The organism is Anabaena sp. CCY 9910 (genome assembly GCF_963920875.1).
Lineage (GTDB): Bacteria > Cyanobacteriota > Cyanobacteriia > Cyanobacteriales > Nostocaceae > Trichormus > Trichormus variabilis.
On sequence record NZ_CAWUDJ010000153.1, the window covers coordinates 1 to 235 of the forward strand.

The following is a 235-nucleotide window of genomic DNA, read 5'->3' on the forward strand; positions in this document are numbered from 1 at the left end:
CTGGAGGCCGGGTTCCGCGCGGCGATGGATGACCCGTCCCTGCTGACCATTGCGCGGGGTTCGGGCATCGAGGCGCCGCTGAATGGGGGCATCGAACAGGCCGTCGCCGCCGCCCGCGCCGCCGATGTGGTGGTGCTGGCCATTGGTGAAGGCCAGCAGATGTCTGGCGAGGCCCAGTCGCGCACCGAGGTCGTCGTGCCTGCACCCCAGCAGGCGCTGGTCGAGGCCGTGGCGG

At 72.3% G+C, this 235-nt stretch carries 1 protein-coding gene; it reads left to right on the plus strand.

The genetic code is table 11. The features are described from left to right. Nucleotides 1-235, plus strand: a 235-nt coding sequence (locus ACM5QX_RS29660; protein ID WP_414756778.1) for a glycoside hydrolase family 3 C-terminal domain-containing protein, incomplete at both ends; no start/stop codon positions are given.